1 protein-coding gene is annotated in these 274 nt (G+C 66.8%); it reads left to right on the forward strand.

Annotation, left to right across the window (positions count from 1 at the left end; all coding sequences use genetic code 11):
* A partial coding sequence (locus tag SB725_RS31150) for an STN domain-containing protein (protein WP_410923260.1) occupies positions 1-274 on the forward strand: 274 nt, incomplete at both ends.

A 274-nucleotide genomic window follows, 5' to 3' on the forward strand; every position in this document is an offset into this window, starting at 1 on the left:
CGGTCAGTGCCGTGGCCGTCAACAGCCACGCCGAACAGGCTGGCGGCGCAATCCAGATCCAGGCACAACCGCTGGCCTCGGCCCTGAGCCAATTGGGCCAGCAGACCAACCTGCAACTGTTCTACAGCCCTGAGCTTGTGGCCGGCAAACAGGCCCCGGCGGTGTCCGGCAACCTGGCGCCGGTGCAGGCGCTGCAACAGTTGCTGCAAGGCAGCGGGCTGACCTTCGAGCTGGCCCAGGACACAGTGGTGGTAAAGCCGCTGCCGACCACCCT

The organism is Pseudomonas sp. SIMBA_041, assembly GCF_046535095.1.
In the GTDB taxonomy this organism is placed as follows: domain Bacteria; phylum Pseudomonadota; class Gammaproteobacteria; order Pseudomonadales; family Pseudomonadaceae; genus Aquipseudomonas; species Aquipseudomonas mucoides.